Source organism: Streptomyces sp. NRRL WC-3618 (genome assembly GCF_001280005.1).
Classification (GTDB): domain Bacteria; phylum Actinomycetota; class Actinomycetes; order Streptomycetales; family Streptomycetaceae; genus Streptomyces.
The window spans coordinates 26,994-52,833 of sequence record NZ_LGDW01000447.1 but is presented as its reverse complement, the minus strand read 5'-3'; the positions used below and the strand labels follow the sequence as shown (position 1 = coordinate 52,833).

17 protein-coding genes and 2 pseudogenes are annotated in these 25,840 nt (G+C 69.6%); 11 read left to right on the top strand and 8 right to left on the bottom strand.

The window, feature by feature from the left end; genetic code table 11:
• Positions 1 to 531 precede the first annotated feature (531 nt).
• Positions 532 to 4,272 carry a glycoside hydrolase family 2 TIM barrel-domain containing protein gene (locus tag ADL01_RS30130; protein WP_053745163.1) on the top strand — a complete coding sequence of 1,247 codons (3,741 nt, stop codon included), beginning with the start codon at positions 532 to 534 and terminating at the stop codon, positions 4,270 to 4,272.
• A gap of 96 nt (positions 4,273 to 4,368) precedes the next feature.
• Here ADL01_RS30130 and ADL01_RS46780 read toward each other — a convergent pair whose 3' ends face one another.
• Together ADL01_RS46780 and ADL01_RS47940 are read right to left on the bottom strand one after the other, a co-directional pair.
• The gene (locus ADL01_RS46780; protein WP_234354850.1) at positions 4,369 to 4,503 is read right to left on the bottom strand and encodes a DUF4386 domain-containing protein; all 135 of its coding nucleotides are present in this window, start codon (positions 4,501 to 4,503) and stop codon (positions 4,369 to 4,371) included.
• Positions 4,504 to 4,535: 32 nt separating this feature from the next.
• Positions 4,536 to 4,640: pseudogene (locus ADL01_RS47940) on the bottom strand (DUF4386 family protein); the annotation flags it as partial.
• Between the two features lie 1,363 nt (positions 4,641 to 6,003).
• On the opposite strand from ADL01_RS47940, the gene ADL01_RS30125 reads away from it, so the two are divergent.
• Positions 6,004 to 7,479 (top strand): arabinofuranosidase catalytic domain-containing protein, encoded by a 1,476-nt coding sequence (locus ADL01_RS30125; RefSeq protein ID WP_053745169.1) that lies wholly within the window; start codon positions 6,004 to 6,006, stop codon positions 7,477 to 7,479.
• A gap of 362 nt (positions 7,480 to 7,841) precedes the next feature.
• Here ADL01_RS30125 and ADL01_RS30120 read toward each other — a convergent pair whose 3' ends face one another.
• Positions 7,842 to 10,673, bottom strand: coding sequence for an AfsR/SARP family transcriptional regulator (locus tag ADL01_RS30120; protein WP_053745162.1), 2,832 nt, complete (start codon positions 10,671 to 10,673; stop codon positions 7,842 to 7,844).
• Between the two features lie 286 nt (positions 10,674 to 10,959).
• Here ADL01_RS30120 and ADL01_RS30115 point away from each other — a divergent pair, with 286 nt between their 5' ends.
• Complete coding sequence (locus ADL01_RS30115; RefSeq protein ID WP_159049685.1) at positions 10,960 to 11,199, top strand: hypothetical protein; 240 nt, start codon at positions 10,960 to 10,962, stop codon at positions 11,197 to 11,199.
• Between the two features lie 64 nt (positions 11,200 to 11,263).
• Here ADL01_RS30115 and ADL01_RS30110 read toward each other — a convergent pair whose 3' ends face one another.
• From ADL01_RS30110 to ADL01_RS30100, 3 genes and pseudogenes are all read right to left on the bottom strand, one after another.
• Positions 11,264 to 14,281, bottom strand: a complete 3,018-nt coding sequence (locus tag ADL01_RS30110) for an AfsR/SARP family transcriptional regulator (RefSeq protein ID WP_078960829.1) — start codon at positions 14,279 to 14,281, stop codon at positions 11,264 to 11,266.
• 462 nt (positions 14,282 to 14,743) lie between these two features.
• Positions 14,744 to 15,403 carry a CBS domain-containing protein gene (locus ADL01_RS30105; RefSeq protein WP_053745159.1) on the bottom strand — a complete coding sequence of 220 codons (660 nt, stop codon included), beginning with the start codon at positions 15,401 to 15,403 and terminating at the stop codon, positions 14,744 to 14,746.
• 42 nt (positions 15,404 to 15,445) lie between these two features.
• Positions 15,446 to 15,909: pseudogene (locus ADL01_RS30100) on the bottom strand (Crp/Fnr family transcriptional regulator).
• A gap of 312 nt (positions 15,910 to 16,221) precedes the next feature.
• On the opposite strand from ADL01_RS30100, the gene pflB reads away from it, so the two are divergent.
• From pflB to ADL01_RS30070, 6 genes are all read left to right on the top strand, one after another.
• On the top strand, positions 16,222 to 18,480 hold the full coding sequence (pflB, locus tag ADL01_RS30095; protein ID WP_053745158.1) for a formate C-acetyltransferase: 2,259 nt from the start codon (positions 16,222 to 16,224) through the stop codon (positions 18,478 to 18,480).
• Positions 18,477 to 19,214, top strand: coding sequence for a pyruvate formate-lyase-activating protein (pflA, locus tag ADL01_RS30090; protein ID WP_053745157.1), 738 nt, complete (start codon positions 18,477 to 18,479; stop codon positions 19,212 to 19,214). The genes pflB and pflA overlap by 4 nt, the downstream gene beginning before the upstream one ends.
• A gap of 160 nt (positions 19,215 to 19,374) precedes the next feature.
• Positions 19,375 to 20,388, top strand: coding sequence for a type I glyceraldehyde-3-phosphate dehydrogenase (gene gap, locus ADL01_RS30085; RefSeq protein ID WP_053745156.1), 1,014 nt, complete (start codon positions 19,375 to 19,377; stop codon positions 20,386 to 20,388).
• Between the two features lie 133 nt (positions 20,389 to 20,521).
• Positions 20,522 to 20,782, top strand: coding sequence for a hypothetical protein (locus ADL01_RS30080; RefSeq protein WP_053745155.1), 261 nt, complete (start codon positions 20,522 to 20,524; stop codon positions 20,780 to 20,782).
• A 13-nt stretch (positions 20,783 to 20,795) separates the two neighbouring features.
• Positions 20,796 to 21,533: a CBS domain-containing protein gene (locus tag ADL01_RS30075; protein ID WP_053745154.1), complete on the top strand. Its 738-nt coding sequence runs from the start codon at positions 20,796 to 20,798 to the stop codon at positions 21,531 to 21,533.
• 16 nt (positions 21,534 to 21,549) lie between these two features.
• On the top strand, positions 21,550 to 22,047 hold the full coding sequence (locus ADL01_RS30070; protein WP_053745153.1) for a flavodoxin domain-containing protein: 498 nt from the start codon (positions 21,550 to 21,552) through the stop codon (positions 22,045 to 22,047).
• A 78-nt stretch (positions 22,048 to 22,125) separates the two neighbouring features.
• Here the strand turns inward: ADL01_RS30070 and ADL01_RS30065 are convergent, their stop codons facing one another.
• Positions 22,126 to 22,824: a universal stress protein gene (locus ADL01_RS30065; protein ID WP_234354849.1), complete on the bottom strand. Its 699-nt coding sequence runs from the start codon at positions 22,822 to 22,824 to the stop codon at positions 22,126 to 22,128.
• A gap of 100 nt (positions 22,825 to 22,924) precedes the next feature.
• Positions 22,925 to 23,512 (bottom strand): hypothetical protein, encoded by a 588-nt coding sequence (locus ADL01_RS30060; protein WP_053745152.1) that lies wholly within the window; start codon positions 23,510 to 23,512, stop codon positions 22,925 to 22,927.
• Positions 23,513 to 23,772: 260 nt separating this feature from the next.
• On the opposite strand from ADL01_RS30060, the gene ADL01_RS30055 reads away from it, so the two are divergent.
• Both ADL01_RS30055 and ADL01_RS30050 read left to right on the top strand, forming a co-directional pair.
• A complete protein-coding gene (locus tag ADL01_RS30055) occupies positions 23,773 to 24,786 on the top strand; it encodes an Acg family FMN-binding oxidoreductase (protein WP_234354848.1) in 1,014 nt (337 codons plus the stop codon).
• A gap of 353 nt (positions 24,787 to 25,139) precedes the next feature.
• The gene (locus ADL01_RS30050) at positions 25,140 to 25,814 is read left to right on the top strand and encodes a helix-turn-helix domain-containing protein (protein WP_053745166.1); all 675 of its coding nucleotides are present in this window, start codon (positions 25,140 to 25,142) and stop codon (positions 25,812 to 25,814) included.
• Positions 25,815 to 25,840: the final 26 nt, after the last annotated feature.

Genomic DNA, 25,840 nt, shown 5'->3' with positions numbered 1-25,840 from the left:
GCTGACAGCCGAGAACCCGATCCCCGCCACCGCCCCGGCCCAGCCGACCGGAAGGTCGAGCAGGCCCGCCGTCACGGCGAGCATCACGGCCATGACCAGCAGTCCCAACCCGTCTGCCGCCACCGCCCATCGGCGGCGAGCCGATCAACGCTGCCCAGAGCCACCGAAAACCAACGTAAATACCCCCTTGACATACTCAGCCCCTTCAGGAACGGCAATTGCTCTCTGGTCGGCTCGACCGCGACTGTGCCACACTGCTGGCGCCGCGGTGGTCCCGCTGTGGGCCTCAGTCGTGGCCTGCGACGAGGGAGGTGATCCGGTGTGCGGTGCCTCGGTTCCCGACCGCTGAAGAGCCCGCGCCCCAGCCGGATGTCGCGCGGTCGGCCACCTCGCACCCACCCCGCACCGACGATCCCGGTGCCGCTGGTGGTGCCCGCGTTGGGCGATGTCGAAGCACAGCCCGCACTGAACCGGTAGCGGAAGCTGCGGACCTGACGCTGCCATCACGGTTCCACGGACTCACGGGAGACGATGATGATAGACCCGCAGGACCAGGGACGATCCATCCGCCGGCGCACGGTTCTCGGCGGGGGGCTCGCCGCTCTGGGGGTCGTGGCCCTGCCGGGCGGGATCGCGTCGGGCGCGCCCGGCGCGGCACCCGAAGTCGCGGCCGCGTGGGTGGACCCGCCCAACGGTTACCCCGAGTGGAACAACAATATCGGGATCTTCGAGGTCAACTCGGAGCCGCCGCACGCGACCTTCATGCCGTACGCCGACCTCCAGCAGGCGCTGGACGCCGACCGCACCACGTCGCCGTACCGGCTCGACCTCACCGGGACGTGGCGGTTCAAGCACGTCGCCAAGCCCGCCGACCGTGACCTGAACTTCCACCGCACCGACGTCGACGACACCGCCTGGCCGACCATCGCGGTGCCCGCCAACTGGCAGCAGCACGGCTACGACTTCCCGATCTACACCAACTTCACCTACCCCTGGTGGGGTGCCAACGGGCAGAACGAGAACGCCCAGCCGCCGTTCGCGCCGACGCGGTTCAACCCGGTCGGCCAGTACCGCCGGCGGTTCGACCTCCCGGCCGCCTGGCAGGGACGGCGGGTCCACCTGCATTTCGAGGGCGTCAAGTCCGGGTTCTACCTGTGGGTCAACGGAGCGAAGGTCGGGTACCGCGAGGGCTCGTACACGCCGGCCGAGTTCGACGTCACCGACTACGTCCGGGCCGGCTCCAACCTGGTCGCGGTCGAGGTCTACCGGTTCCCGGACGGGGACTGGATGGAGGACCAGGACATGATCCGGCTGTCCGGGATCTTCCGGCCGGTCTTCCTGTACTCGGTGCCCGCGGTGCACCTGCGCGACTTCACGCTCACCACCCCGTTGCGGGACAACTACACCAACGCCGACCTGGCGGTGAAGGTCGCGGTGCGCAGCCGCGGCGCGCAGCAGTCGGGGACGTACTCGGTGGCGGTCCAGCTCTACGACGCCAACCGGCAGGCCGTCTGGCCGTCGCCCCTGCGGGTACCGGTGAACGTGGGCGCGGTGCCGGTCGGGCAGGACGCGACGGCGCAGGGTTCCCAGGCCGTCCAGGGCCCGAAGCTCTGGTCGGCCGAGCACCCGAACCTCTACACCGCCGTGCTGCAACTGCGCGACCCGTCCGGCGCGGTGACCCAGACCGCGTCGGCACGGGTCGGCTTCCGCGAGTTCGCGCTCTCGGGCGGCCTGATGCGGATCAACGGTCAGCCCGTGTCGTTGCGCGGCACCAACCGGCACGAGACGAACCCCGACCGCGGGCAGGCGTTGACCCGCGAGGACATGGTCACCGACATCAAGCTGATGAAGCGGCTCAACATCAACGCCGTCCGGACCTCGCACTACCCCAACAACGCGGTGTGGTACGACCTCGCCGACGAGTACGGCATCTACGTCATGGACGAGGCCAACCTGGAGACCCACGGCGTGCGGGACAACTACCCCGACTCCAACTCCGCCTGGACCGCGGCCGTCGTGGACCGGGCCGTCCAGATGGTGCACCGCGACAAGAACCACCCGTCGGTCGTCATCTGGTCGCTCGGCAACGAGGCGGGCGGCGGCAGCAACTTCGTGACGATGCGCAACGCGATCCGCTCGGCCGACCCGACTAGGATCGTCCACTACGAGGGCGACAACCGGCCCGAGGTCAGCGACATCCGGTCCCGGATGTACGAGAGCCCGTCCACGGTCGAGGGCCGCGCCAGGGACACCTCCGACACCCGCCCGTACGTGATGATCGAGTACTCGCACTCGATGGGCAACTCCAACGGCAACTTCAAGGAGTACTGGGACATCGTCCGGCGGTATCCGGTCCTGCAAGGCGGGTACATCTGGGACTTCGTCGACCAGGGCCTGCGCCGGCCGATCCCGTCGGGCAGCAGCGGGACCTACCTCGCGTACGGCGGCGACTGGGGCGACAACCCCAACGACGGCAACTTCTGTGCCAACGGCATCGTCACCGCGGACCGGCGGCCGGCCGGCAAGGCGGCCGAGGTCAAGCGGGTCTACCAGGCGATCACCGTCTCGGCGGGCGCGGACGTCACCAGCGGGGTCGTCAAGATCACCAACGAGAACCTGTTCACCAACGTCAACGAGTTCACCGGCCGGTGGGCGCTGGTCGCCGACGGCACAGCCGTCCAAAGTGGAGCGCTCACCGCCGCGCAGCTCGACATCGCGCCGTTGACGAGCAAGACCGTGCAGCTGCCCGTGCAGCGGCCGACCGCCCCGGCGCCGGGGGAGGAACACTTCCTCGAACTGTCGTTCACCCTTGCGACCACCACGGCCTGGGCCGACGCGGGGTACGAGGTGGCGCGACAACAGCTCCCGGTGAACTTCTCCAGCCCGCCCGTCGTGCCGACGCCGGTGGCGGACGTGCCGGCGTTGACGGTCACCGAGGCCAGTGACCGCGTCACCGTCGCGGGCACGGACTTCACCGTCGTCTTCGCCAAGGCGACCGGCACGATCAGCTCATTCGACGCGATGGGCGTGCGGCTGGTCAACTCCGGCCCGGTGCCGAACTTCTGGCGCGCGCCCACGGACAACGACCGGGGCAACGGCCAGCCCAGCCGCAACGGCACCTGGCGGCGTGCCGGCCTGGACCGGACCGTGACCGGGTTCTCCGTCAGCAAGCCGTCGGACCGCGCCGTCCGGATCGCGGTCACCGGCACCCTGCCGACCAGCACCACGTCGACGTACACCACGACGTACACGGTGTACGGCAACGGGGAGATCAAGGTGGACAACACCCTGCACCCCGGGGCGACCAGCCTGCCGTACATCCCGGAGGTGGGCACGATCCTGTTCCTGCCCGCGGACCTGGAGCAGGTGCGCTACTACGGCCGTGGGCCGGAGGAGAACCACTGGGACCGCAACAGCGGGTCCGACGTCGGTGTGTACTCCTCGACCGTCTCGGGGCAGTGGACCGGTTACATCCGGCCGCAGGAGAACGGCAACAAGACCGACGTGCGCTGGGTAGCGCTGGTCAACGGCAGCGGCCGTGGCCTGCTCGCGTTCGGCGAACCGCTGCTGGAGGTGAACGCGTCGCAGTACACCCCGGAGGACCTGTCGACCGGTGCCCGGCACGACTACGAGTTGACGCGGCGGTCGGAGGTCGTGCTGCGGCTCAACCACCGCCAGATGGGTGTCGGCGGCAACGACAGTTGGGGCGCGCAGACTCTGGACCAGTACAAGCTGTTCGCCAACCGGGACTACTCCTACACCTACCGGCTGCGGCCCCTGCCGGATGTCGGTCAGGCCCTGGCGCTGTCCCGGCGACCGGTGGAGGCGGCGGGCGGCGGCAGCGGTCCGCAGAACGGCGTGTACTACCGGCTGGTGGCCCAGCACAGCGGCAAGGCCGCGGACATCAACGGCGCGTCCACCGCGGCCGGCGCGCTGCTGATCCAGTGGTCGGTGTCCAGCGGGCTCAACCAGCAGTTCGACTTCGTCGACTCGGGTAGCGGCTACTACCGGATTCGGGCGCGGCACAGCGGCCTGGTGCTGCAGGTCGCGAGTTCGAGCACCGGCGCCGACATCAGCCAGCAACCCGATTCCAACGCCGCGAGCCAGCAGTGGCGCGTGGTGGACCAGGGCGGCGGCACGGTGAGCCTGGTCAACCGCCAGAGCGGCCTGGCGATGGACGTGTTCAACGGGTCGACCGCCGACGGCGCCCGCATCTCGCAGTGGACCCCGGGCGGCGGTGCCAACCAGCGCTTCGCCCTCCAGCGCGTGTGAGCCGGTAGTCCGGGTGCGGACCGACCTGGCGCAGGTACCGAGGTACCTGCGCCAGGTCGGTCCCCGTTGACCCACCACCCTGTTCCGAACAATCGCTCAACCCGCTTCGTCCGGTGAGGGCTTGAAGCCCTTGGCGATCAGCCACACGCCCAGTGAGAGCTCCCCCAGTGCGGTCGGAAGTGCCGCGAGCCCCGACTGCGCGGAGGTTCGTCCCCAGACGTCGAACAGCACGGCGGTGAAGGAGGCGACGAGCAGGGCGCTCCGATGAATCCGAGCAGCGGGAGAACTCGTGGGACCAGGCGCGATCTGTACAGCAGGGAGCCCAGCAGCAGGGCGTTGACGGCAGGGAGAAGGCTTTGTCCGAGCAGGAAGGTCCGGTCGCAGCCTGATCAAAGATTTTTCATCCACAAGTCTTGATGATTGCTCCTATGGCGACAAACGCCTCATAGCCTGTGCTGTACCAAAGTGCCAACTATTTCGCTGATTCTGCGACTCCGGCCACTGAAGCTACTTGGCATCAGTGCAGGTCGTGAACGTGGCCTGGTGCCAACTAGCGAGCCCGGTCACAGACCTGTGACGAGGATTTTCAGTTGGCACAAAAGAGGGATGGTTGGCACTGGTGATGGCGGCTCGGTCTGAATCGGCGCCGAGTCTCTCAGTGTGCGCCGACCGACTCTGACCAGCTGGTTTCGGTGGACTGAACCGCCCCGGCTCGAATGGAGACTCGATTTCATGAAGGGATCGAGTCATGGCACGACCTTCCCGTTACCCGCTTGAGCTCCGCCGTCGTGCGGTGCGCATGGTCGCCGAGGTGCGCGAGGACTATCGGCCCCGGCGCGACAGCGCCAGCAGCCCTTGGTGCATACACCCGGCGTGGATGGTCACGGCCGCCCGCTCGCCTGGTGTGGCTTACTGCGTCGACGGTGGCCGATCCGACTGGCTCAGAGCACCAGGATGACCTCAAGGGTGCACCGCGTCGATGTCGCTCGCGGTGGCGTCCCGGAACGCCTCGCGCCGGGCCGGTGGCGTACGGAGGGGGGAGAAGCGGATTGCCGAGCCGAAGAAGCTGCGCTACCGGCTGCTGCACGTCGCGGCCCGCATACCCGCACCGCCGGACGCACCCGGCTGCGCATTGCCGAGGGCCGGCCCTGGGCCGGCGACCTGGTCACGCGTTCACCCGGCTGACCGCGCTACCGCGACCGATCACCTGAACACCGGCCCACGTCCCGACGAGCAGTCGGCGGAGGACTCCGGCCACCGCGCCGGGCCATCGGCGCGCCCGTGGACTCCGGCGGACCTCCCCGAGATCGTCGGCCCGGATCGCGGCTTTGATCAACGGTTGGCGAAAGGCTGCGGTCGGCTTGACGGCCGTCGAGCCTCGGCAAGGCCCGCGTCTCATAAGGGACTTGTTCCGCAAACCTTCCCGTTACATCTTGACGCGGCCGATGTTGTCGATCACAGTGCACGTGGTGCGTTCAGCCGCACCGCTGGTTGGCTACTCAACACCTACACCCCACATGTTCCTGCACGGCTCGTCCCCGGGAAATGTTAGCGCTAACAAGTCACTTCCTGGCAGGAGTCCGTGCGCGGGTGTCGTCGGCGTCCGCGCCGATGCGGCCCGTCTCATGCCGGCGATCTCCATGACGGAAGGAAGACGCTATGTCGGTTGGGTTTGCGCGCGCCGCGAGGTGGCGTCGTCGGTGGCGGCCGGGGGTGGCCGCCGCGGCAGCCATGGCGATTGTGGGCGTGTTGCTCACGGTGGCCACGGCGCCGGCGTCGGCCGCCACGGTGGACACCACCGCCTGGTACGTACTGGTGAACCACAACAGCGGCAAGGCCCTCGACGTCTACAACTCCTCCACCGCCGACGGCGCCAACGTCGTCCAGTGGACCCGCACCAACGCCACCAACCAGCAGTTCCAGTTCGTGGACTCCGGCGGCGGCTACTACCGGATCAAGGCACGGCACTCGGGCAAAATGATCGACGTGTCCAGCTGGTCGACAGCCGACGGTGCCGCCATCCACCAGTGGACCGACCACGGCGGCGCCAACCAGCAGTTCCGGTTGGCCGACTCCGACAGCGGCTACGTCCGGCTGATCAACCGCAACAGCAACAAGGCGGTCGAGGTCCAGAACGCGGCGACCAACGACGGCGCCAGCGTCGTGCAGTACAGCGACTGGGGCGGCACCAACCAGCAGTGGCAACTCGTCCAGGTGGATGCGGGCACCGGCTCCGGCCCGTGCGACATCTACGGCGCAGGTGGTACGCCCTGCGTGGCGGCGCACAGCACAACGCGCGCCCTCTACAGCGCCTACAACGGAGACCTGTATCAGGTCAGACGCTCCTCGGACAACACAACCCGCAACATCGGCGTACTGACCCCTGGCGGCGTCGCCAACGCGGCGGCCCAGGACTCCTTCTGCGTAAACACCACGTGTGTCATCACGGTCCTGTTCGACCAGTCCGGGCGTGGCAACGACCTGTGGTACCAGGGTTCCAGCGTGGTCCCGGGCTCACCACAGACCCGGCCGGCCGTAGCGACCACCGAATCGCTGACGGTCGGTGGCAGCAAGGCCTACTCGCTGTACATCAACCCCGGGACCAGCTACTGGCGCGACGGCCACCTGACGGGTGTCCCGACGGGCAGCGCACCCGAGGGCATGTACATGGTCACCAGCGGTACGCACGTCAACAGCGGCTGCTGCTTCGACTACGGCAACAGCGAAACCACCCGCAAGGCCGACGGGCCAGGTGCCATGGACGCCATCTACTTCGGGACGAGCTGCTGGTTCGGCAGCTGCTCCGGAACCGGACCCTGGGTGCAGGCCGACCTCGAATGGGGCCTGTTCCCAGGTGGCGGCAGCACGTGGAACCCGAACCAGCAGGCGTTCACCAGCAAGTTCGTCACGGCGACACTCAAGAACAACGGGACGTCGCGATTCGCGATCAAGGGCAGCAACGCCCAGGCCGGAAGCCTCAACACCCTATGGGACGGCGCGCTTCCCAACGAGCCCAACGTATACAGCCCGATGAAGAAGCAAGGCGCCATCGTCCTGGGCAGCGGCGGCGACTGCTGCTCACCCGAGGTAGGCAACATCAACGACAGCGCCGGCACGTTCTACGAGGGTGCCATGGTCTCGGGCTACCCGTCGGATGCGACCGAAAACGCGGTCCAGGCGAACATCGCCGCCGCCGGCTACCGATGAACCAGACCCGGCCGCCGGCCTGACGGGTACAAGCGGTGCCGCCGCTCCAAGGCTGCGGCACCGCTTCGCCCAGATGTGCTGATAAACCCGGCGCAGGTTGAACCACGTGGAAGGGGTCGGGCGCGGACGTGCCTGACCCCTTCCACGTGGAGGGTCTTGGGGCGGCATCCTTCCGCACAGCAGGTGCCGGCGGATGCCAGTGGCCGCGAGCTGTCCGGCCTGGGCGCGGGCGCCCCCTCGGCGAGCTCGTCGATGCTCCTGGCACCGGAAACGGCCGCGCGGGCGCACACCAGCAACGCGCGGCCACACCAGTCAGGCCCAGGTGACTGAAGGTGCCGACGGGATGGGCGCCGGGGCGCAGATCACCCCGGGTTCTGTATGAGTCGCTTCCGCAGCGTCTCGGCCTCCGGGTGCGCGATGTTCTCCAGGATCTCGAGCGCCTGTCGCCAGGATGCGTCTGCCCGAGCCATGTCGCCCAGGGCTTCGAGGCTGTCGCCGATGTGCACGAGGGTGTCGGCTTCCAGGTAGGTGTCGTGCAGCCGGCGGTAGAGGAGGAGCGCGCGCTGGTAGCAGCCGATCGCCTCGCGGTGCCTGCCCAGGTGGTGATGCGCGTAACCGAGGCTGTCCCAGGCGGCGGCTTCGCCGTTCTGGTCATCGAGGTGCTGATGAAGGCCGATCGCTTCCTGGCAGTCGAGTCGCGCCTGGGCGTGGTCACCCCGGAGGATGTGGGTCCAGCCCACCTCGTTGGACACCTGCGCCTGACCGACGAGATGTCCAGCCTCGCGGTACAGGGCGTGTGCGGCGGCATAGTGGGTGAGGGCCTCGTCATGCCGGTCGCCCTTGTTGGCCTGAAAGGCGAGGTAGCGGTGGGTGCGAGCCCGGCCCGCCGGGTCGCCGGCGGCGGCAAAGACTTCCAGGGCGGATTCCAGGTGCCGTACCGCTTCCGCGGGATTCTCCAGGCGGCCGTGGACGAACCCGAGGGCGCGGTGCGCATGGGCTCGCCCGGAAAGGTCTGCGGCCTTTTGGGCCGCATCCAACGCGGCGGACTGCAAAGCGAGTTGTTCCTGCCAACGGCCGTGCCGGTCGAGATGGAGCTCTACAGTGATGGCCAACTGCCAGCACTGCGAGGCGCAGTGGGTCTGTGCTCCGTCGTCCCGGACCGCCGCCAGGATCACAGCGCGGTCGGTCTCCAGCCAGTTCGCGGCCTCTTCCCGGCCGGTGAACGCGACCGGATCGGCTCCGGCCACCGGTGGTGCGAGGGTGATGCGTTCGCGGTGCGGGGCGAGCAGGCCGTCCGCCCGATGGGCGCTGTGGAGAAGGTGCTCCAGGAGTCGTTGTCGCGCGGCGGTCTGCTCCGCGGCGTCGTCCTGCTCGCCGAGCAGCTCACCGGCGTAGACACGCAGAAGGTCGTGGCACACGAACCGGCCGGGGAAACGTTCGGTGACCAGGTGTGCGGTGGTCAGCTCGGACAGCACGGGGCGGGCCCGCGCCCGATCCACGCCCAGCAGGCAGGCCGCGGCTGCGGCGGACACATCGGGTCCCGGATGCAGGGCAAGCAGGCGGAACAGCCGGGCGGCCATGTCGGTGAGGACTCGGTAGGACCAGGAGAAGACCGTCTGGATGTCGGTGGCCGGATCGCCCGCTGACAGCGCCGTCAGGTGGCTGTCCCCTTCGCGTAGCTCCGTCGCGATGGCGGCGAGATTCCATTCCGGGTGGACAGCGGTCCGGGCGCTGACGATGGCCAGCGCCAGCGGCAGCCCACCGCACAGCGCGACGATGTCCTCCACGGACTGAGGTTCCGCGGCAAGCCGGTCCTCGCCCAGGCGGCGGGCGAGGAAGCCGTGCGACTCGGCCGCGTCGAGGACGCCGAGAGCGAGAGGACGCGCTCCCTCCGCGACCAGACCGGACAGGTAATTGCGGCTGGTGACGACGGCCAGGCACCCCGCCGCGCCAGGAAGGAGGAGCCGGACGTGTTCGGTGTCTCTCGCGTTGTCCAGGACCACCAGAACCCGCTTGCCCGCCAACAGACTGCGATACAGGGCGGCCTGGGCATCGACGCTCACCGGTATCCGGTGTTGGGGTACGCCCAGAGCGTCGAGGAAGGCCCGCAGGACCTGCGCCGGGCTCGCCGTCCCCCCGCCCGGGTCGAAGCCGCGCAGGTCGGTGTACAGCTGACCGTCGGGATAGCGATGGGCCACCTTGTGGGCCCAGTGGACGGCCAGAGTGGTCTTGCCCACGCCGGCCATGCCACTGATCGTGGTGATCACGACGGGTGGCGCGGCAGTGTCGTCGGCGGGAAGGACGGCGTGCGCAAGGGCGAGTTCCGTATGCCGGCCGCTGAAGACGCCGAGATCAGGCGGAAGCTGCGCCGGACGCGTCCACGCGGTCCCCATGTCTGCCGTATCAGGCGTCTCGACGCCTAAAACATCCGGCTTCACCGCAGCCGAGGCCGGGTTGTCCGGCAGGGAAGCCCGGAATGCCTCGGGAACAGCTCGCCGGCCTGGGCCTGTTGCGGCTGACGTCAGGTTCCGTCCCGTTTGCGTCAGCTCCGGGCCGGGGTCGAGTCCGAGTTCTTCCCGGAGGCGACTGCTCACGGCCTCGTACGCGTGCCTCGCCTCGGTCTGATGTCCGGTGGCGGCCAGGGCCATGATGAGCCGGGCGTGCAGGGATTCGTCCAGCGGGTGCTCGGCCGCGGCCCGGCGCAGCACGAGCAGCGTCCGGTCGACCCGGTCCGGGCCGGCCTCGATGGCTGCGGCGGCAGCGTCCTTGACCGCTTCCAGATACTCACGATCGATGCGTGCGAACAGCGGATGCGCGCGGATGTGGGAGGGGATTCCGGAGGCAACAGGGCCACGCCACAGTCCGATTGCGTCCAACAGAAGGTCAACGCCCGCAGCTCGGTCCCCCGCCTCACGATGTCGCCGCGCTTGCGCGCGGAGGGCCTTGAACTGCAGCAGATCGAGCTGTGCCGTACCGAGTTCGAGACGGTAACCACCGGATCCGCGTATCAGAGCGGTGGTGTTCGCATCAGCCTTCGACGCGTCCAGGAGTCTGCGCAAGACCCCGACATGTCGGTGTACGACGTTCACCGCGCTGTCCGGTGCGCCCTCGCCCCACAGGACGTCCACGATCGCGGACACGGGAACGGGGTGATTGACCTGAGCAAGCAGCAGCGCCAGCAACGCCCTCCGCATGGGCGGCCCGAGACTCAGCTCCGTCCCGTCTCGCCAGGCTCTGACCGGCCCGAGAACTGTCAACCGCACAAGGCCCGAGTCTAGAGCGATTTTGACCCTGCGCGGCAGCGGCAGAACGGAGGCGCGGAAGAGAGACAGCCGCCGCCTGACAGGCCGCCGCCTGCTGGATCGGTGTGCGCCAAGCCCGCCATGGCGTTCACTGATCGGTCACTTTTTGTGAACCGCCCGAGCCGTAGCGTTCTGCACACGGGAGCACTTGAATCCGGTACGACTCGAGGAGAGCCACATGAATCAACGACGACTGAAGCGCACGATGACCGCAGCGGTATTGACCATCGCGGCTGCCAGCAGCGTGGTCCTCGGCACCGCCGGATCGTCCTCCGCGGCTCCGTCCTCGGCCCAGGGCGTCCAATTCGTCAGGTCGTTTCCCACCATCGATGTGTGCAGGGCAGTCGCACAGATCTCCACCGCGATCGAGGGCCGTACCTACTGGTGCGACGGCGTGTACCTCTTCCGACTCGTCTGAGCCAGGCCGCCGAGAATCCCGGTGAGAGGCATTCCCAGCTCGCCGACTCACCGGGATACGGACGTCACAACCGTATGCGGGCGAAGGAGTTGGGTGAGTTCTGGAACTTGGCCCGTATCTCGGCCGCCCAGGAGGGATCGATCTCCGTGAGGATGTCCCCTGCTTGTGCCCACATGGCACGGGCAGCCGCATGGTCGCCGGTCGCCGCGCAGGTGTCACCGAGTCGGTCGAGGCTGCCCGCCTCGTTGTAGCGGTCGCCGTTCCTGCGGAGCATGGCGATGGCCCGGAGATAGCAGGTGCGGGCCCGCCGGAAGCGACCCAGATGGTGGTGGGCGTAGGCAAGAGTGTCCCAGGTGTTGGCCTCGGCCGCGCCGCCGCGCTCGCTCGTTCGCCGGTAGAGGGAGAGCGACCGTACGGCGTTGGCCACTGCCTTCTCGTATGAGCCGAGTACCGCTTCGTACCAGGCGATCGCGTTCATGGCGTCCGCCTGGCCGCTGAGATGTCCGGCGATGCGGTACAGGTCCAGGGCGTGCCGGGTCTGCCGTATGGCCTCGCGATTCCTTTCGGTACGGGTCATCACCCAGCCGAGAGCGCGTCGCGTGTGTGCCTGGCTGAGGTCGTCGCCCAGGGTTTCGAACAGAGACAGGGCATGGCGCAGGTGCTCTTCGGCCTCGCGGTAGTGGCGCAACAGGGAATAGGCGCGGCCGAGGCCGCTGTGGGCATGGGCGACGCCCGCGGAATCGGCGAACTGCTGGGCCGCGGAGAGAGCGATGCGCTGGAGGTCCGCCCAGTCGTGCCAGTGGCCTGACCGTTCGTGCACCGGGTCCAGGAGTCGGGCCAGTTGCCAGGCGTGGCTGCCGAGTCCGTGGTCAACCGCTTGCCGCGCCACCTCCAGGAAGACGAGCCGTTCCGTGCTGAACCAGATGAGTGCGGCCTCGGTGTCATCGAGCGGCGCGGGGGCGCCCGACACCTCCGGCGGCAGGGGCGGCGAGGGGAAGACACCGGCCGGGTCGAGCAGGGAGGCGCTGGACCGCGCGGTGACCAGGTAGTGGTCGAGCATGCGGCGTATCGCGGTGCGACGTTCGTCGTCGCTGTCCTCGGCACGGACGAGTTCGTTCGCATACGCGCGCACGAGGTCGTGGAAGCGGTAGCGGCCCGGGGCCTCCTCGGTGAGGAGGTGCATGCGCGTCAGTTCGGCCAGCAGGGAACGGGCCCGGCCTGTCGGACGGTCCGCGAGCGCCGCGGCCGCGTGCGTACCGATGTCGGGTCCGGGATGCAGGGACAGGAGCCGGAACAGCCGCGCCGCTTCGGCGGTCAACGTGCGGTACGACCAGCCGAACACCGTCCGCACATTTGTCGTCGCGTCAAGGCCGTCGAACGCGTCGAGGCTTCCGTTCGCCTCCACGAGTTCCGCGGCGATGCCGGACAGCGGGAAGGTCGGGTTCATCAGGGCGCGGGCGGTGATGATGGCCAGCGCCAGCGGCAGCCCGCCGCACAGGGAGATGATCGTGTCGACAGCATCCGGCTCGACAGCCACCCGGTCGGCTCCCAGACGTCGTACCAATGACTCCCTGGCGTTCTTCGGAGACAGCAGGTCGAGGGTGAGGGGGTGGGCGCCGCTCACGGCCACCAGACTCGTCAGCTGATTGCGGCTGGTGATCAGGACCAGACAGCCGGCCGCGCCGGGCAGCAGCGGACGTACATGATCGGCGTCGCGCGCGTTGTCCAGCAGGACCAGGACGCGCCGGTTCGCGAGGAGGCTTCGATACAGTGCGGCCTGGGCTTCGAGACCGTCCGGCATCTGTCGGGGACTCATTCCGAGAGCCTCGAGGAAACCGCGTACGGCTTCCGTCGGATCCATGGCAGAGCCGTGGAGGTCGAACCCGCGCAGGTTGACGTACAGCTGGCCGTCCGGGAAACGGTCCGACACTCGATGAGCCACCTGGACGGCCAAAGTCGTCTTGCCCACCCCGGCCATACCGCCAATAGCGTTGATCACCATGGTGGTTCCGGGTCCGAGGTCGCCCGAGGTGGCCCGAAGGTGACGCAGCATGTGGTCGATCTCGGCTTCACGGCCGGTGAAGTGTTCGTATGCGGCGGGCAGTTGAGCGGGCCGGGGCAGCGGCACGAGCAGGTCGCCGGCATCCGGGGCGGCCGTCCCAGGGCCGGTGGACGGACCCGTCGGGCCGTCGCCGGCCGCGGCTACGAGAGGCGTCGTGGAAGTGGCTGGGACGCGCGCGCCGAGCGCTTCACGGTGGGCGGCCAGCAGGCCGGAGGAGGGCTCGACGCCCAACTCCTCGGCCAGTCGCACCCGCATCCTCTGATACGTCTCCAGGGCTTCGGCCTGATGACCGGTCAGCGACAACGACCGGATCAGGCGGATGTGCAGTGGCTCGTCGAGGGGATGGTCGTCGGCCGTGCGCTGGAGTTGAGCCAGCATCTGTTCCGCACGGCCGCAGCGCAGGGACGCGTCTGCGGCCTCCTTGACCACGGCCAGGCGCTCGTCGTCCAGCACCGAGAACACAGGGTGGCTGCGGGACTCCGCCGCTATGCCGAGCGCGGCGTGGCCGCGCCACAGCGCCAGCGCTTGCCCGTACAGTTCGACGGCGCGTTCGGGACGGTCCGCCCGGTCGGCCGTACGCCCACGGGTGCAGAGGTCGCGGAAGCGCAGCAGGTCCAGTGTGCTGACGCGGACGTCCAGCCGGTATCCGCCGCCCTCGCGGAGCAGCCACTTCCCTGGCGCCATTCGGGGCAGCCCCGGCTCCAGCACGCGGCGCAGAGCTCCCACGTAGCGGCGTATGACATTCACCGCGCTCGGCGGCGGATCCTGCCCCCACAGGATGTCGACGGCTTCCGTCAAAGTGACGGGCCGACCGGCGTTCGCCAGCAGCAGCGCGACGAATGCCTGCTGCTGCGGGGGCCCCAGGTGCAGCTCGACACCGTCCTGCCAGGCCCGTACGGGGCCCAGCACGGCGAAGTGCACCTTTTCCTCCGGAAGCTGGTGCTCCTGTTCGCCGGGGAGATCGGTCGTGAGTCCGGCGTGTGGTTCCTGTGGTTCCTGCGATTCGGTCGTGTGTGTCATGCCGCGGTCGGCTGAGCACGGCGACCGGCGAAGCGCGAGCCGGTACCCGGCCATGCCCTTGCCCACTTGCACGCGAAGAGCGCCATGGTCGTGATTCTCCCCATTCCGAGACCCTGACCCGCACTCACTGCCCGCGACCGATTGAGCGTCCCATGTGAGTCGTCAGGGGTCTTCCCCCAGCTCACAGTATCCCGGTCCGTAGAGCGAAGGCGACGGTCTGTGCCCGGGGGCGTAGGCCCCACCAGGCCGTGAGGGCTTCCGCGCTCCGTCGGCTTCGACCGACGCGGCCCGATCACCGGCGAGTGAGACTTCGCTGGGACTCCCTGGGAGGCGGGAGATGTGGTTCTTGACGGTCTTCTCGGACAGGTGGAGCTTGGTGCCGATCTCCCGGTGACAGTCTCTCCAGCTCGGACGGCACGGACGGGGCCTGAGCCGGGACGGCTTCACCAGGGCCGATCTGCCCTACTTCTGCGCGGGCGGCATCCGTGTGAGGTCGAATGCCACATCCACGACCCCTTCCACCGCGCGCACCAGCCGTGCCGCCACCGGCACCAAGGAGGTGTCCCGGACCTGGCCGGCGAGCTTCACGACGCCGTCCAGAACTTCCACGCGCACCTGTGAGTCCGGGGTGGGGAACAGGTGGGACACGACCTCGCGCCGAACCTCCTCGGCGATCTCCTCGTCGGTGCGGAGGAAGACCTTGAGGAGGTCGGCCCGGCTGACGACGCCTTGCAGCAGGCCCACGGCGTCGACCACGGGAAGCCGCTTGACCTTCTCGCGGGCCATGGTCCGGGCGGCCTGGGCGAGCGTCGTGTCCGGGTGCACGGTGAGGGCGGGGGAGGTCATGAGCTCGCCCGCGGTCACGGCCCCGGCCTTCGCCAGGTCGGACAGACGGCGCAGCTGCGTGTACCGGTCGGGGTCACTGTCGCGGAACTCCTCCTTGGGCAGGAGATCCGCCTCGGAGACGACACCGACGACCCGGCCCTCGCCCTCGATGACGGGCAGGGCGCTGACCTTCCAGTCCTGCATCAGCTGCACGATCTCCTTGAAGGCCGCTCCACGGCCGATCGCGGCGACCGTGGGGGTCATGACATCGCTGACGATGTACGGAGTGCCGTGCATGGCCTCTCCTTCGGTAACTGTTCGGGACCGGCCGGGTCGGATTCAGATGAGGCTGCCGGAGCCGTGAGGGGCGTACAGGTCGAGGAGGCGGGTCCTGGCGGAGCGCAGACGGTGGGCGAGGACCTCGCCCACCCACTGGCTCACCTCATGACCGAGGGCCGGGTCGTCCTGGCACATGGACCGGACGGCCGTGGCGTCGAACTCGTAGGCCCGCACCGGTGTCGTCGCCTCGGCGCCCATCTGCCAGGCGTGCGGGGGGACAGCCAGGACCAGCCGACCAGTTCGTTGTGGCCGAGGCTCTCGATGACGGCCGACCGACGGCCCGGCACGTGCATGTCGAGATCGACCCTGCCGGTGCGGATGATCCAGAAGCGGTCGGCGTGTCCGCCCTCCTCGAACAGACGTGTCCCCTGGGGGACGGAGACCTCGCGGGCGAAGCGCATGAGCCGCTCGCGGTGTTCGACGGACAGCGAGCGCACCATGTCGGGGGTGGGGTTGGCGAGCATGACGGGCCTCCCTGGCGGGGTTTCGAACGTGTAAGGCCAGCGTCCGCTCGGCCCGGGACGGGGACCATGGGCCATATGGTCCAGCTATCGGGTCTTTTGGTCCCGATGGGTCGGTCGTGCACGGTCGGTCTAGCACCCTGATCCGTCCGGATCTCGCGGCCGGCCGACACCTGGGCCCGGGGCGCAGCCGGGCCGTCCGGCTCTCGGGCCGGGGCCGGACGGCCCGCCCGCGGGCGCTGTCCGGCCCTCCCCGTGACGATCACGAACGACGAGCATCGAAGGGCAGGACACGAACCGAGGAGAGGAACGGCGATGACCGCAACCGTGACAGTCGGCGACCGGGCCACCGAGGCCTGGCGCGGCTTCGCCGGGGCCCGCTGGCCTGAGCTGATCGACGTGCGCGACTTCATCCAGGCCAACTACACCCCGTACGAGGGTGACGCCTCCTTCCTCACCGGTGCGACGGCCCGCACCCGGGCGGTCTGGGAGAGGGTCGGTGCGTTGTTCCCCGAGGAGCGGGCGCGCGGCATCCTCGACGTGGACACCGCGACGCCGTCGACGATCACCTCGCACGAGCCCGGCTGGATCGACCGGGACCGCGAGCTGGTCGTCGGTCTCCAGACGGACGCCCCCCTGAAGCGGGCGATCATGCCCAACGGCGGTCTGCGGATGGTGGAGAACAGTCTGAAGGCGTACGGCTATGAGGCCGACCCGTTTGTGACCAAGGTCTTCGGGACCTACCGCAAGACCCACAACGACGGTGTCTTCGACGCCTACACGCCCACCATGCGCACCGCGCGCAAGGTCGGCATCATCACCGGGCTGCCGGACGCCTACGGCCGCGGCCGGATCATCGGTGACTACCGGCGTGTCGCCCTCTACGGCACCGACCGGCTGATCGAGGCCAAGAGGGCGGAGAAGGCTCTGCTGGACGGCCGGCCATCCAGCGAGCACGTCATCCGTGACCGGGAAGAACTCGCCGAGCAGGTAAAGGCGTTGGGTGAGTTGACCCGGATGGCGGCGACCTACGGCTGTGACGTGTCCCGTCCCGCGGTCACCGCGCACGAGGCCGTGCAGTGGCTCTACCTCGGCTACCTCGCCGCGGTGAAGGAGCAGAACGGCGCCGCGATGTCGCTGGGCCGCACGTCGACCTTCCTCGACGTCTACCTCCAGCGGGACCTGGACGCGGGAACCATCGACGAGTCCCGCGCCCAGGAACTGATCGACGACTTCGTGATCAAGCTGCGGATCGTCCGGTTCCTGCGCACCCCCGAGTACGACGCCCTGTTCTCCGGCGACCCGACCTGGGTGACCGAGTCGATCGGTGGTGGCGGAGACGACGGCCGCACACTGGTCACCCGCACCTCCTTCCGTTTCCTCCAGACCCTCTACAACCTCGGCCCCGCCCCCGAACCCAACCTGACCGTGCTGTGGTCGCCGCGGCTGCCCGCCGGCTTCAAGGAGTTCTGCGCCCAGGTCTCCATCGACACCAGCGCCGTCCAGTACGAGTCCGACGAGCTCATCCGCCCCCGCAACGGCGACGACACCGCCATCGCCTGCTGTGTCTCCGCCATGGCGGTCGGCAAGGAGATGCAGTTCTTCGGCGCCCGCGTCAACCTGGCCAAGGCACTGCTCTACGCCGTCAACGGCGGCCGTGACGAGATGACGGGCGACCAGGTCACCCCCGAGATGCCCGCGCTGACGGGCGAGTACCTGGACTTCGAGGAGCTGTCGGCGGCGTACGACCGTGTCCTGGACTGGCTGGCGCGGACGTACGTCAACACCCTCAACGTCATCCACTACATGCACGACAAGTACGCCTACGAGCGCCTGGAGATGGCGCTGCACGACCATCCCGTGCACCGGTTCATGGCCTGCGGCGTCGCCGGGCTCTCCGTCGCCGCCGACAGCCTGTCCGCCGTCAGGTACGCCCGGGTCAAGGTCATCCGGGACGCCACAGGCCTGGCCGTCGACTTCGTGACCGAGGGCGAGTTCCCGGCGTACGGCAACAACGACGACCGCGCCGACTCCCTGGCCGTCGGCCTGGTGGAGTCCTTCATGGCCAAGGTCCGCCGACACCCCACCTACCGGGACGCCGAACACACCCAGTCGGTGCTGACCATCACCTCCAACGTCGTCTACGGCAAGCACACCGGCAACACCCCCGACGGGCGCCGGGCCGGCCAGCCCTTCGCCCCGGGTGCCAACCCGATGAACGGCCGTGACCGGCACGGCGTGGCCGCCTCCGCGCTCTCCGTCGCCAAGCTTCCGTACGAGCAGGCCCGCGACGGCATCTCACTGACCACCACCATCACCCCGGAAGGGCTCGGACACGCCCCACAGGAGCGTGCCGGACACCTGGTGGGCATCCTCGACGCCTACATGTCCTCCGGCGGTTTCCACATGAACGTCAATGTGCTGAACCGGGAGGTGCTGGAGGACGCCATGGAACACCCCGAGAAGTACCCGGAGCTGACCATCCGGGTCTCCGGATACGCGGTCAACTTCGTCCGCCTGACGCGGGAGCAGCAGCTCGACGTGATCAGCCGTACCTTCCACGGAACGCTGTGACGGCCGTGACGACCGGCCGGATCCACTCCTGGGACCTGTCCACGGGCGTGGACGGTCCCGGGACCCGGTTCGTCCTCTTCGTGAGCGGCTGCCCCCTGCGCTGCCTGTACTGCGCCAACCCCGACACCTGGCACATGCGGGACGGCCGGGAGACGACGGTGGACGAGGTGATGGCGGAGATCGAGAAGTACCGGGCCTTCATCACCAGCGCCGGTGGCGGCGTGACGATCACCGGAGGAGAGCCGCTGCTCCAGCCGGCCTTCACCGGAGAGGTGCTGCGCCGCTGTGGGGAAGCCGGTCTGCACACCGCCCTGGACACCTCCGGCTTCCTCGGCGCCCGCGCCACCGACGAGCTCCTCGCCGCCACCGACCTGGTCCTGCTGGACATCAAGGCCTTCGACGTGGGCACTTACCGGAAGCTGACCGGCGGCAGCCTTGCCCCCACCCTCAACTTCGCCACGCGTCTCGACCGTCTCGGCGTCCCGATGTGGATCCGCCACGTACTCGTTCCGGGTTGGACCGATGATCCGTCGGCCATAGACGCACTGGCCGGCTTCGTCGCGGGGCTCGAAGCGGTGGAGCGGGTGGACGTGCTGCCGTTCCACAAACTCGGGGCCGCGAAGTACGGGGCCCTCGAGCTCCCCTTCCCGCTGAAGGACACGCCCACTCCGGAGCTCGAACTGGTCGAGCGCGTGCGGGATCAGTTCCGTGGACAGGGGCTGAAGGTCTACTGAGGCCGTGTGTCCGGCGTGCCGTTCTTGGCCCAACGGCCCCTGGGATCAGGGCCGTTCGGCTCCGTGGTCGTGGACCTTCGGCATCCGTCGCCGGCCGGTGCGGGCGGGCCACAGTGAGTGGTGTCAGGCACCGCCCCCACCTTGAAAGGAACTCACCGCCATGACCGTACGCGTGGGCATCAACGGCTTCGGCCGCATCGGCCGCACCTATCTGCGAGCCGCCCTCGACCGCGCCGAGGAGGGCGTCCAGGACGTCGAAGTGGTCGCCATCAACGACATCACATCACCCGCCATCCTGGCCCACCTGCTGGAGTACGACTCCACCTTCGGCCGCATCGGACGCGACGTCGAGCACGACGACAGCTCGATCACGGTCGACGGCCGACGCATCGCCGTCACCGCCGAACGTGATCCGGCCGCCCTGCACTGGTCCGACTACGGGGCCGACATCGTGATCGAGTCCACCGGCCGCTTCCGGGACAGGGACTCCGCCGCTCTGCATCTCAAGGGCGGAGCGCACACCGTGCTGTTGTCGGCGCCCGGCAAGGACGTGGATGCCACCATCGTGTTGGGTGTCAACGACCGCGCCTACGACCGGCACCGCGACCGGATCATCTCCGCCGCTTCCTGCACCACCAACTGCGTCGCCCCCATGGTGAAGGTGCTCGACGACGCCTTCGGCGTCGAACGCGGTGTCATGACCACGATCCACGGCTACACCAACGACCAGTCCCTGCTCGACAGCCCGCACAAGGACCTGCGCAGGGCCCGCTCGGCAGCTCTGAGCATCATTCCCACGAGCACCGGCGCCGCCCGCGCGGTGGGCCTGGTGGTGCCGGAGCTGGCCGGCGCACTGGACGGGATCGCCGTCCGGGTCCCGGTGGAGGACGGCTCGCTCACCGACCTTGCGGTGGTCCTTGCCCGGGAGGCGAGCGCGGACGAGGTCAACGCCGCGTTCCAGGCCGCCGCGGACGGCCCGCTGAACGGGATCCTGCGTGTCTCGAAGGCCCCGATCGTCTCCCGCGACGTCATCGGCGACCCCTCGTCCTGCGTCTTCGACCCCGCGCTGACCCAGGCCAACGGAACCCTGGTCAAGGTCTTCGGCTGGTACGACAACGAGTGGGGCTACACCAACCGCCTCCTGGACCTCACGGCCCTCGTGGCGGACGACTGACGCGGGGCCGACAGCTCCCGGTGACGGCGCAGGCGGGGGCCGACCGGCCCCTGGGTGGCTCCCATACAGCCAATGGGCTCCGTCCCTGCTCGGCCGGACGATCGAGGTATGGAAGCCAAGGAGGCGACCTGCGATGACGGACGACCTGCCCGCCTGGCCCACGGTCCACGCCCTGCTCGCGGACGGCCCCACGGGGTGCGTCCGGTCGGCTCTGTCGGACGACCCCGACCAGCTTCAGGGGTTCTACGAGGAGCTGTCGCCGGACAACCTCCGCCCGCGGTTCGCCGACGTCAACCCCGCCCTGGCGAGGACCGAGGGCGTGACCGTGCCCGACGCGCGGCCACGTCTGCTGCCGCGCCGCCCCCAGGACCCCTACCCGCGCCGACTGCGCTGAGGAGGAAACGACCATGAGACACGACAAGGTCGGCACCGTGATGGCCACGGACGTCGTCCGCGCCGAGTACGGCACCCCGTTCAAGGAAGTGGCCCTGCTGCTCGCGACCCACCGGATCAGCGGAGTACCGGTGGTCGACGAGGACGACAAGGTCATCGGGGTCCTCTCCGAAACGGACCTGATCATGCACCAGGCGACCACTCCCGACCCGTACGAGACCAAGCACCGGGCGAGTCTCGCCGAACTGACGCCCGGCGCCAGACGACAGGCCGCGAAGGGCAGGGCGCGCACCGCTGGTGAACTGATGACACGGCCGCCCGTCACCGTGCACGCCGACGACACCATCGTCCAGGCCGCCCGCACCATGGCCCAGCGGCATGTGGAACGGCTCCCCGTCCTCGACGAGGAGGACCGGCTCGTCGGCATCGTCACCCGGCGCGACCTCCTTCAGGTCTTCCTGCGGCCCGACCAGGAGATCCGCACCGAGGTGATCCAAGAAGTCCTGCTGCACGCGCTGTGGCTGCCGCCGGGCAGCGTCGAGGTCTCCGTGACGGAGGGCGTGGTGACGCTCACCGGCCACATGGAACGCAAGAGCGAGACGGAGATCGCCGTGGCCATGACCCGCCGGATCGACGGCGTGGTCGACGTGGTCGGCCATCTCACCTACCGGCTGGACGACGCTCGCCTGCGTACCGAGGAAGCGGCGCGGCAGATGCACGGCGTGGCCGACGACTGGCTGCGCCGACTGTGAGAGGAGGCGGAACGCCATGGCCGACACCGTGTTGGTCACCTACGGAACGACGAACGGATCGACGGCCCGGACAGCCGAAGCCGTCGCCGACGTCCTGCGCAAGGCCGGACTGACGGTCGACGTTCTCCCGGCGCGGGCTGTCACCGGTGTGGCGCCGTACGAGGCGGTCGTGGTCGGCGGTGCCCTGTACGCCGGCCGCTGGCACAAGGACGCGCGGCGCTTCGTTCGTCGCCACCGTCATGTGCTGGCGGAGCGCCCGGTGTGGTTCTTCAGCAGCGGACCGCTCGACGCCTCGGCCTCAGAGCAGAACATCCCGCCGGTGCGCGGCGTGCGGCGGGCCATGACCCGACTGGGGGTCCGCGACCACATCACCTTCGGAGGATGCCTGGAAGAAGGCTCCCAGGGACGAGTGGCGGGGATGATCCTCCGCTCCGGAAAAGGAGGTGACTTCCGGGACTTCGGCGCGATCGAGACGTGGACGGAACGTGTGGCCGATGCCCTGACACAGGGCTAGCAGACGGAAGGCGCGCCCGTCGCCGCGGCCCCGGTACCCGGTTCGAACCGGGTACCGGGGCCGGCCCCATCGCATCGGTCACGTCCGCGCCCCGGTCGGCACCACGGCCACGGGGCGCGTGGCCCCGCGCAGGAGGGCCGGCACGACCTCGCCCCACTCGGTACCGGGCTTGGCGCCCACCACGACGAGCGCGGCGTGTTCGCCATGGTGGAGCAAGGCCTGAGCCGGTTCGAGGAGGAGGACGTCTTCCTGGACCGCCACTTCCGGGTACTTCTCGCGCCACGGACGCAGCACGTCGGCCAGCAGCTGGACCTCGTGGTCCTCCCAGGTCGCGCGTTCCTCCTCCGGAACGCCGAACGGCCATGCGGCGGCATCGGAAGGCAGGGCCCAGGCGTGGACGACGTGCAGGCGTACCCCGCGGATCCGGGCACTGTCGAAGGCGAAGAGGACGGCGCTGTCCGAAGGGTGGCGGGCGTCCACGCCGAGGAGGACGTGCTCCGAACGACAGGAGGACGCGGGGGCGTCGGCAACCACCACCAGCGGACGGTCCGGGGCCCCGCCCGCCGGCGCACGGCCCGAGTCGAGCGGCCGACCGTCGGCGGCCTCCTCCCCGGGCATGGCGCACACGACGATGTCCGTCACGCCGGCCTCCGGTGGTGGCCAGGGAACGACACGCATCGGCAGACGCCGCAGCCGCGCCTCCTCCCGCGCCCACTCGACGACGGCCGAGTGGGCGCGTGCCGACGGGCCGGCACAGGCAAGGATCATTCGGTCCATCACAGTCTGCCTTTCCGGCGCGGAGCGACCCACGCCTCGGACACGCGGCGAAAACTCCGGGCGGTGTCTCTCGGCCCGGAGCTCGCATTCCACGGCGCGGTCAGCCGGTCTTGTGGCCCCACTGCGGTCCCACCAGCTCCCATTCCAGGCCCCACTGGTCGATACGGCGCCGTTCGAGCCGCCACCGGACGACCGCTCCGGTGCCGAAAGCCAGGCCGGCGAAGGACGCCGCGGCCGCGATGCCGAGGGAGCCCGACTCGATCGTCGCCTCCTCGGTGGTCGGCGGCGCGGCGGTGAGACGGCCTTGGCCGTCCTGCCAGACCGGGACGTGTGCTCCGGCTTTGAGGCCGTTGTCCACCAGCGTTCGGCCGGTACGGGTCGCGCCCTCGGGCGTCATCCAGCTCACGGACGTCATCCTGCGGTCGGTGCTGCCGCCCCGGGCGACGGTGGCGCGCCGCACGTCGTCCAGGAGGACGGCTCGGACCGTCTGCCGGTCGGCTCGTTGATGTGCGAACACGTCAAGTGCGGCATGGGCCGTCATCAGTCCCGAGACCGTGCCACCCACGGCGACGACGGCCCACACCGCCAGCACGATCCACGCCTCGACGATGTCGTCGCGCCGCCGTAGCGGGTTGTTCCGCCACCGCCACAGCCATTTCCTCTTCCTCGCGTTCTCGCTCGTGGTCATCGGTCCGCACCTCCTCGTCGCCGTGGTGACGCTCTCGCAGCGTGACAGCCGCGCGCCTGCCGCGACATGGGCCGACCAGGTGCCCCCGCGGGGCCGCTCGGGTCCCACCCCGAGGGCGGGCCGGGCCGTTCAGCCCAAGGGGCCGTGAGGCCCGACCGACCCCCGGTACAGGACGTACGGCCCCTGCCGACGGAGCGGCGAGGCAACCATGCTCGTGCCCACGGCACCTGCCGTCCGAGGCCTGGTACGGGGAGAGCACAGTGTTCGACGCCGCGCTGGTGGAGACCTGCGTCTCCGCCGCGGTCGGCGCGCCCTCGATCCACAACATCCAGCCGTGGCGTTTCGGGCTGGACTCCGACACGCTCACGTTCCAGGTGCGGGCCGCTCCCGGCCGGGGCGTGCGGCACGTCGACCCGACGGGCCGTGCCGCGCTCCTTTCGGTGGGGGCCTGCGTGTTCAACCTGCGGGTCGCCCTGGCCCACTTCGGCTGGTCACCCGTCACCCGGCTGCTGCCCCGCCATGACGACCCCGGCCTGCTCGCCACCGTGCGGCTCGCCGAGCTCGTGGCCGACCAGGAGGGGGAGCGCGGCGCCGACCTCTTCGAGGCGATCTGGCGCAGGCACAGCAGCCGCTTCCCGTTCTCGGACCGGACGCTCCCTGTGGCCGTGCGCGACGACCTCAGCACGGTGGCTCGTGCGGAAGGTGCGGCACTGCGCTTCTGCGGAGCGGCCGAGACGACTCGTCTCCTGCACCTGACGACGGAGGCCGAACGGCGCAACCGCCTTGACGCCGACCGGGCGGCCGAGGGCCGTCAACGGGTGCACCGCGATCTGGAGCCGATGCCCGACACAGGTCTGCCGCGCACGGCGCTGGGCCCGCAGGACGCCCGGGAGCGGATCCCACTGCGAGACTTCACCGCGCAGCGGCATCCGGAACGACTCACCGCACGGCCCTTCGAACCGGACCCGTCCATTGCCCTGCTGACGACCGAACACGATCGCCGAGTCGACCGGCTGCGCGCCGGCCAGGCCCTCGAGCGCCTCTGGCTCGTCGCGACGGCGTACGGCCTGCGCGCTTCCGTGCTGGATCAGGCGGCGGAGTGGGACGACCTGCGGGACCGCCTGGTCGACGCCTGTGACGGCGGCACGCATCCGCAGCTGCTCATACGCCTCGGTTACGGTCCGGACGGTCCGGCCACACCTCGCCGCGCAGTCGCGCGGGTGCTGCGGGAGGTCGCCGGGGCGCCGGACGCCCACCCGCGAGGGCTCGGCTGACGGCAGGGGACGGGGTTCGCGATCCCTGCGCCGGCCGGAACCCCGGAGGGCGGGGAGGCGGCGTTGCCGTCGACTGCAGTCGACGTGCCCCCTCCGTGCCACCGGCCGCCGCGCCCGGCGGGGGGAAGGACCGTCCGGCGGGCGAGGAGGGCCGGACGGCCCAAGCGGACCAGGCGAGTACCGGACAGGCTGGATATATAGGGCAACTCGGCTCAGCGTGCGAAGCGAGGGACGGTGCGGAGCGAGATGAATGACTTCTGCCCGCCGACACCGGCGCGCTCAAGGTGGTCCTCGGAGAGCAGTCGCACGAAGAGGTCGCTGTCCGGGCGACCCGACGAAAGGACGTGAAGGGCATGGCCGAACCGAAGCAGCCCATGGTGACGGAGGGACGACCCTCGGGCGACCTGGGGCGTCGACTCGCCGCACGCCGGGCCCAGTTGGGGCTGACCCGCGAGGAGACGGCCACCCGTGCGGGCATGGACCCCGGCTATCTGCAGCACCTTGAGGAGCATGCTGTCACCGGGCCGGGTCAAGGCGCGCTGCTCCGGCTGGCGGGAGTCCTGGAGACCACGCTCGCGTCGCTCACCGGAGGGGACGCCGATCGGCCACCGGGCCCCGGACGGGCCGGGCGCACTCCCGCATTCACCGAGCTGAGCCGGACCGAGTGCGGCGACCTGCTCTCGAAGCACGGCGTCGGAAGGCTCGCGGTGTCCACCGCCCAGGGCCCGGTGATCGTCCCTGTCAACTACAGCGTCATCGACGGCACGATCGTCTTCAGGACCGCGCGCGGCGCGACGCCGTCGCTCGGGGCCGGCAACAAGGTCGCCTTCGAGATCGATCGCATCGACGACGCGTTCAGCCAGGGCTGGAGCGTGCTGGTACGGGGCCACGCACGCATCGTGACGGATCTCGAAGAGGCGGAACGGCTCGCGCGGCAGGCCTACAGCACGCCGTGGGCCGGCGGTCGCCGTGACGTGTGGATGCGCGTCGAACCGTACGCCGTCACGGGACGCCGCATCACGGTCTGAACCGGGTCCTTCCCGGGCCGGCCAGG